Source organism: Salinispora goodfellowii (assembly GCF_059570675.1).
This window is the reverse complement of the sequence record NZ_JCANTD010000065.1, coordinates 1-7,391: the sequence shown is the minus strand read 5'-3', so window position 1 is coordinate 7,391 and position 7,391 is coordinate 1. Positions and strand designations below refer to the sequence as shown.

At 67.6% G+C, this 7,391-nt stretch carries 7 protein-coding genes and 2 pseudogenes; 5 read left to right on the top strand and 4 right to left on the bottom strand.

Going from position 1 to position 7,391, the window contains the following annotated elements:
• Both T398_RS26310 and T398_RS26305 read right to left on the bottom strand, forming a co-directional pair.
• The coding region (locus T398_RS26310; RefSeq protein WP_496449516.1) for a helix-turn-helix domain-containing protein at positions 1–218 on the bottom strand (218 nt) is incomplete at its 3' end.
• A gap of 136 nt (positions 219–354) precedes the next feature.
• Positions 355–1,239, bottom strand: coding sequence for a fructosamine kinase family protein (locus T398_RS26305; protein ID WP_496450501.1), 885 nt, complete (start codon positions 1,237–1,239; stop codon positions 355–357).
• A gap of 29 nt (positions 1,240–1,268) precedes the next feature.
• On the opposite strand from T398_RS26305, the gene T398_RS26300 reads away from it, so the two are divergent.
• A complete protein-coding gene (locus T398_RS26300) occupies positions 1,269–1,415 on the top strand; it encodes a hypothetical protein (RefSeq protein WP_496450500.1) in 147 nt (48 codons plus the stop codon).
• On the opposite strand, the gene T398_RS26295 is transcribed toward T398_RS26300, so the two are convergent.
• Positions 1,401–2,924, bottom strand: coding sequence for a peptidoglycan DD-metalloendopeptidase family protein (locus T398_RS26295; RefSeq protein ID WP_496450499.1), 1,524 nt, complete (start codon positions 2,922–2,924; stop codon positions 1,401–1,403). The genes T398_RS26300 and T398_RS26295 overlap by 15 nt on opposite strands.
• Before the next feature lie 136 nt (positions 2,925–3,060).
• Between T398_RS26295 and T398_RS26290 the strand changes: the two genes are divergently transcribed.
• The 4 genes and pseudogenes from T398_RS26290 to T398_RS26275 all read left to right on the top strand — a co-directional run.
• A complete protein-coding gene (locus T398_RS26290) occupies positions 3,061–4,179 on the top strand; it encodes a glycoside hydrolase family 183 protein (protein WP_496450498.1) in 1,119 nt (372 codons plus the stop codon).
• A 219-nt stretch (positions 4,180–4,398) separates the two neighbouring features.
• On the top strand, positions 4,399–5,478 hold the full coding sequence (locus T398_RS26285) for an alpha/beta hydrolase (protein WP_496450497.1): 1,080 nt from the start codon (positions 4,399–4,401) through the stop codon (positions 5,476–5,478).
• A gap of 97 nt (positions 5,479–5,575) precedes the next feature.
• On the top strand, positions 5,576–6,601 hold the full coding sequence (locus T398_RS26280; RefSeq protein ID WP_496450496.1) for an LGFP repeat-containing protein: 1,026 nt from the start codon (positions 5,576–5,578) through the stop codon (positions 6,599–6,601).
• A 65-nt stretch (positions 6,602–6,666) separates the two neighbouring features.
• Positions 6,667–7,080 (top strand): annotated as a pseudogene (locus T398_RS26275) (alpha/beta hydrolase-fold protein); the annotation flags it as partial.
• Positions 7,081–7,084: 4 nt separating this feature from the next.
• Here T398_RS26275 and T398_RS26270 read toward each other — a convergent pair.
• Positions 7,085–7,391, bottom strand: a pseudogene (locus T398_RS26270) (ISAs1 family transposase); the annotation flags it as partial.

Below are 7,391 nucleotides of genomic sequence, written 5' to 3'. Positions count from 1 at the left end.
ATCCCCATCTCGTTGAACCGGTGGATGACCTGCCGGATCGTGTCCTCATCGGCTTGGACGAGACGGGCGATCGCCGGCACCGTGTTCCCACCAGCCGAAGCGAGCACGACCATCGACCGCCGCAACCGGATCGGCGAGCCGGTACCTCTACGAGTGATCCTCAGCAGCTGCTGACCCTCCTGGTCACTGAGCCGCCGAACGCGAACGAGTTCTGCCACCGCCACAGCCTGACCGCCACGACGCCGCCCGGCCGGCAGGCCAGACGGCGTGTCAACCAACACCGTGAACGTTCGTGGTCACGGCACTAGCTTCTTCTGGCCACCGCGGCGCCCGGTGCCGGCCGAAGCTCACTGTTCAGCTGTATTTGCGCAGCACGGCTTTGGTGTCGCGGATCCAGTCCGGAAGGTCGGAGCCGAAGTGGGCGAGGACGCTGAGCTGTTCGCGGAGGTTGAGCAGGTCCATGCGGTCCCGCCAGCCCGGTTGGGGGGTGGCGGCCTCCTCGTAGGCGGCGAAGAAGGGCTCGGGTGGGCGGTCAACGCTGTAGATCATGCTGAGGTCGGCCTCGGCCCAGTTCCAGTGCACCGCGGGGTCGATGAGTACGGGGGTGCCCTGGTCGGTGGCGATGAGGTTGTTGCGCCAGAGGTCGCCGTGGGTGAGCACGGCGGGGGCGGGTGGGAGCAGTTCGGGTAGCCGTTGGCAGATGCGTTCCAGTCGGGCCCGGTCGGTCGGGTCCAGGACCTGTTGGACCTTCGGCTCGGTCACGTAACGCAGTAGCCGGTGGGTGGCGAAGAACTCGTGGCCGTCGCTGGACTGCTTGTTGTACTGGGGGAGTAGGCCGAGCCAACCGTCCTCGGGCCAGCCGAAGGTGCTGCCCGCAACGGAGTGCAGCCGGGCGATCGTACGGCCGGCTTCTTCCCAGTACCGGTCGGTGTCGGGGCGGGGAGCCAGAGCGGCTAGGACGAGATGGTGCTCGGTCACCTCGTAGACCTCGGGGGTCGGAACGCCTCCGATGTCGCGGAGGGCGCGTAGCCCCGCGGCTTCCAGGGCGAACATGCCGGGCGGGTTCTGCGAGGACGCCGGGGTCTGCTTGACTACGGCCGGCCGGCCATCGGCGAGCCGGACCCGCTGCACGTGGTGGGCGAGCCCGCCGGAGAGAGGTTCCCAGCCGGTAGCACCGTCCAGTATCGACGCTATCGTCCCGGTACGCGGGTCGGCCGCGCTGACCTCGTCCGAACTCATGATCAACCCCTCTCGCACCTACCTGCAGGATGCAGTATCCAGCCTGCTCGCTGTCGGTCGGTGGTGGGGGCGAGCGAACGGAAGTCGCCCTACTCGCCACCGCGGTGAGCAACGGCATCAACGGCTTTTACTACTACCAGGTGGAGTCCCTTACTGGCTCGTCACGGTGCGAGTGATCCGCCCCAGTTGTCGGTGACGAGCTGGCCGGTGGCGTCGCTGACGAAGCGATGTTCGAGGGTGCCGTTGCCGAGCCGGTAGAACACGTGGTGCTGTCCGGGAGCGGACAGGCCAGCCGGGTCGCCGGTCACGACGCCACGCGCACCCCAGTTGTCCACGCCGGGGTCGATCCCGGGCCACCAGTACCAGTGCACCAGGTCTCCCGACGCGGTGCGGCCGAAGATGTGCTGCTGGTCGCGGTGCACGAAGGCGTGCGGGTTGCCGACGAACGCTCCGCCCGGCCAGACATCGCCCCCGAAGGTGCCCGACGGGTCGTCGAAGAACCGGTGGGCGAGGTCGCCGTCACTGTTACGGAAGAACACGTGGTGCTGGTTTCCGCCGTAGGAGAATCCCGTCGGGTCTGAGGCCACACCCGAGGTGACACCCCAGTCGTCGGTACTGGGGCTGATCCCCGGCCACCAGTACCAGTGGATCAGTCCGCCGGAGGCGGTGCGGCCGAAGATGTGCTGCTGGTCGCGGTGCACGAACGCGTACGGGTTCCCGACGAACGCTCCACCGGGCCACACCCCACCCGTGACCTGACCCGTGTCGAGGTCGTAGAACCGATGCTCCAACCGCCCGTCCGGGTTCCGGTAGAAGACATGCTGCTGATTGCCGTACGCGAACCCGGTGGGATTCGAATGGACCCGTCCCTCCGTGTCCCAGTTGTCCATCCCCGGTGCGTCCATTCCCGGTGCGAACCACCAGTGTCGCAACGTGTTGTCGCTTCCCCGGGCGAACACGTGCTGCTGGTTGGCGTGCGCGTACCCCACCGCCTTACCGGTCAACGACCCGCCGCCCCAGTCCGCCCGCACCACCCCCGACTCCGGCGACCACGACAGGTGCTGCAGGGTCCCGGCAGATCCGGCGGCCACATAGTGCTGGCCGCCACCGAACCCGAACGCCCGCCCCGCGACAGTTTCGGTGGGGCGACCGCAGTTGTCGCTGGTGAGGTAGCGCTGGTGGTATGAGCCCGGATACGGCGCCAGCGACCCACCGTTGATGACGATGGTCTGCCCCACCCCGTTGTGGAGCTGCTCGTAGTGGATGTGTGCGCCGAAGGAGTTACCGGTGTTTCCGGTCAGCCCGATCTGCTGCCCCTGGCTGACGTCCGCGCCAGCTGCCACCGAGAACGCGGAGAGATGAAAGTAGTAGGTCTGCCACCCGCCACCGTGATCGATGACGATGTAGTTGCCCGCGCCACCCGGCTGCGAGTGCCGGTAGGCGGTGCCGGCAGCGGAGGCGAGTACGGGGGCACCGTCGGTGGCGCCGCCGTCGGCACGGATGAAATCGAGTGCCTGGCGCACCTCACTGCTGTGGTGGCTGTAAGTCCACTCTTGACCACACGGAAACGGAGCCTTGAAAACGGGGGCGGCCTGTGCGGGCGACGCACTCAGGGAAAGACCCGCGGCCACCAGGCATACCGTGAGAATCACGGCGAGTCCTGCTCGAGGTGCAGCTCTGGTCATGACGCGACGCTCCTGCCGGACGACCGGTGATGCCGGTGTTGCGCTTCGACGCCGCGAGTCTGGCGACCTATCACGATGGCTGTCAACAACCGGTGCCCACTTGACCACTGTCGCGGCCGCCGATTTCCTTACCAGGATGACCATCAATCGTCGTACCCTGCTCGGTCGGGCCGCCCTGGTCGGCACCGCCGTCGCGGCCGGTGGGCTACTTGCCCCCGACTCGGCCCGGGCCGCCTCCTGGAAGAAGCGCCTCACCGGCGCCGACCTGGACACCCACCACCGGTGGCAGGTCGCCGGCACCGACCTCGGCATCCCCTACGTGTTGGAGAACGGCTCCATCGGATACCTCTTCGGAGACACCTTCAACACCCCGTGGCCGGAGGGTCCGCCGCTGCCGAACGACTGGCGCTCGCCGGTGATGCTGCGCTCCAACATCCATCCGGCTGCTGCCGACGGCGTGATCTTTGACAGCGCGGCTGGAGTCGCCGGTGACGGACGGGCCCCGGAGCTGATGCACAACGGTCACGGGGGTATCGGCATCGACGGTCTCTGGGAGGTGACCGTCATTCCCAACGACGGCATCAGCTTCCCGGAGACCGGCCGGCAGGTGATCTCGTACATGAGCATCGAGTACTGGACGCCACCCGGGCAACCCGGACCCCACTGGCGATCGCGCTACGCCGGGCTGGCCTTCAGCGACAACGGCAACGAGTTCGTTCGCACTCCGCTGAAGTGGTGGAACGACGGCACCAACACCGACCCGTACCAGATGTGGACGATGCAGCGCGACGGCGACTGGGTGTACGTCTTCTCCGTGCGCCCGGGGCGCCAGGACGGCCCGATGATGCTTCGTCGGGTCTTCTGGGACCAGCTCTTCTATCCCGAGTCGTACCAGGGCTGGGGTTGGAACGGCAGCGACTGGGGCTGGGGACGGCCCTGCACGCCGATCCTGACCGGCTCGTTCGGGGAGCCGTCGGTCCGGCGGCTCGCCGACGGCACCTGGGTGATGTCGTACCTCAACTGCGTCACCGGTTGCGTCGTCACCCGTACGGCTGCCGGGCCGGACCAGGACTGGACGGCGGAGAAGGTGCAGATCACCCCGTGGCAGGAGCCAGGGCTCTACGGCGGGTTCATCCACCCGTGGTCCAGCCGGCACGTCAACGACCTGCACCTTCTGGTCTCGACTTGGACCAAGACACCCGACGGCGGCAGGACCACCGCCTACCACGTCAGCCAGTTCATCGGCACGCTCTGAACCGCACCCGCCCCGTCGTCGCCAGGGCGGGTGTTGCCGCGGGGTGCCGGCCCGGTCACGAATGGCCGGTGTTGTGGCCTGTCCTCCGCACCTGCCCGAATACCACCATCAGTGGTGCCCGGACGAGGAATCGACGCCTCACCGGCCGCTCCGCGTTGCTGCCAGCCGACTGCCAGCAACCAAGGCCGGTGACCGTCTCGAGGAAGGGACCACACACCCATGAGAACCCGGCTGTTCTCCGACCGGACCCGGTCGTTCCTGCGGCTCCCCGCCGCCGCCACCGTCGCCGCGGTAGCGGTGGTCGCGGTCGCCGGATCGGCGGCGCAGGCCGAACCCGTCGAGATCCCGAGCTTTACCAACGGCCACGGTCTGACCATCGTCGGTAAAGAGGCCCACTCCAGCACCGACCTCACCCTCACCGTGACGACCGCGCAGTTGTCCGGCCAACACAAGATCCGCGTGTTCCTTCCCGCCGACTACGCCACCGAACCCGAGAAGCGCTGGCCGGTCGCGTACTTCCTGCACGGTGGGGGCGGCCGCCCGAACGACGTGGCGGCCGTCCCGGCCCTGCGCTCAAATTCGATGATCACGGTGGCTCCGAACGGCGGGCTCAAGGGTTGGTACGCCGACTGGGTCATGCAGAACACCGCCCTCGGCGCGGCCAACTGGGAGACCTTCCACACCGAACAGGTCGTCCCCTTCATCGACGCCAACCTGCGTACCCGCACCGACCGGAACCACCGGGCCCTCATCGGTCTGTCGATGGGCGGCTTCGGATCGCTGCACTACGCGCAGGCCCGCCCCGACCTGTTCGGTCACGTCGCCTCGTTCTCCGGTGGGATCGACTTAAGCATGGCGGCGATCCGTGCGGTCGTCCTGGCCATGGAACTCAACCTCCCCGGCCTGGTATGCAGCTCCGTGCCGGAGGGCACCTGCGCCAGCGTAGGCCCGTACGTCGACAGCGACGCTATTTTCGGCTCGCCATATCCCATCCTCAACGCCGACCGGATCTGGAACGAAGTCAACCCGGCCGCATCGGCCAACCTCGCCAAGTTGGCTGACACCACCATCGCGCTCTACACCGGCGACGGGGACGCCGTCGAGCTTTTCACCGCCGTCGCCCTCGCGACTGCCGGGGACCGCCTCGACGACCTCGGTATCCCCCACCACACCGTCAACTACGGAGACGGCTCCACCTTGGCGCCCACGTGTAATGGCGGTCATAACTATGGCTGCTGGGCCCCGGCGATCGCCGGCTATCTCCCGCAGCTCGAGGCGTCGTTCGACTCGGCCAGCTGACCCTGACCAGCCGGAAACGCCGGCCGTTGGCATCGCGGCAACCAGCCCAACCGCAGTGATGCGGTCCGTTCGAATTGCCCGAGCAGAGGAGGTTCCCATGCGCGGCACCGGCTCATCTCCGACGAGACCGGCGACGATGGTGTTGCTGGCGGTGACGACCCTGACCGCCGTCATCGCCCTGAGCAGCCCGGCCCAGGCCCAGGCCCAGCGACCCACGATCTCGGAGCCGGACCCGGTCTCGACATTCTGTTTCATCCCCCCGGAGCGGGACATCGCGGTGACCCGCAAAGTCTATGAGGTGGGCCAACGCCGCGGTGTGTCGGACAAGGTCATGCTGGCGGGCTTCGAGGCGGGCTGGGTCGAGTCCCGGATGAACAACCTGAACTGCGGGGACCGGGACTCGCTCGGGGTGTTCCAGCAGCGCCCCTCCCAGGGCTGGTGCCAGCCCGCCCAGTGCCTCGACGTCGACTACGCGGCGAACAAGTTCTTCGAGGTGGCCCAGCAGATGGAGCCTGGGATGGAGGGCAGCACGGCCGGTCAACTCGCGCAGGCCGTGCAGCGTTCCGCGTTCCCGTCGCGGTACGACGAGGCGGAGGAGATTGCCCGAGCGTTGCGGGAGGAGGCGTTCCAGCCGTACGGCACGATCGGGGTGAAGTACCACAGCATGGGCGGTCCGGGCAGCGCACTCGGTTGGCCGATCCGCGCCGAAGAGGACGCCCTGTTGGGTGGGCGGTTCCAGCAGTTCCAAAACGGAATCATCCTGTGGCGGCCCGACATCGCCCATGCCATCTACGGCGACATTCTCACCGCCTTCTGGGCCACCGACGCCGAGCGACGCTGGGGCTTCCCCACCATGGACGAGGCGGAGGCCGCCCAAGCACCCGACGGCACTCGCGGGCGTTTCCAGTTCTTCGAGCACGGTCTGTTTCTCTGGTCACCAGAAACCGGAGCCCACACCGTGCACGGTGCTATCTACGACGCCTTCCACGACGCCGGTAGCGAAGCCGTTCTGGGCTACCCCCGCACCGACGAGCTTGACGAGGGCGACGGCAAGTACCAGCGCTTCCAACAAGCCACCATCCACTGGCACCCCGACCAGGGCACCTGGATCACCCCTAGCTGAGCAGCGTCACCACCCCACATCCATTCCCCAATCCAGAAGCAAGCCACCCACCTCAGGGAGCAACCATGACCCCGCATGCGCAGCCGACCCCGCTGAGTCGCCGCCGCCTCCTCACCGGCACGGCAGCCGCAGCCGCCGTCGGGGCGTTCGGCGCCCCCGCCCTCATACCGAATCCGGCCCACGCCGTCGGTGACGGGTTCGGCCTCCGCGTCGTCAGTCCGCCCACCATTCACACCGACCGGCTGCAGTACTACCGCTTCTCCACCAGCGCGATCGGATGGGATCCCGCCGTCAATGTCCTGCTGCCCGACGGCTACCACACCAGCGGCAAACGCTACCCCGTGCTGTACCTGCTGCACGGTGGCCAGCAGGACTTCCGTCACTTCCACATGCACGAGAACATCATGAATCTGACCGCCGGCCGGGAGATCATCGTGGTCATGCCCGACGGCGGCGCCGCTGGCTGGTACTGCAACCCCAGGGCTATTGCGTAGTGCCGTTTAGCCTGTTCACGGTCGGTTTTCCGGTGGTCACAGCGGTGATGAGGTCGTGGGGACGCTGGCTGGCTTCGCGGGTGGCTTCGGCGATGTTGGTGGCGCCGTTGAGGCGGTGGTGCCCGATCGAGGTGTTACGGAGGGTGGCGAAGACAGCGGGTCCGTTCCCGGTCCGGGCTTGATGCGCATCTTCACGTAACGTGACATCTCGTACATAGTGCACCCTGTTTTCGATCTGCCACTCCGCCCGAGCCCAGGCGCCCAGATCGACCGGCCGGGCCTGACCGGCGGGCAGG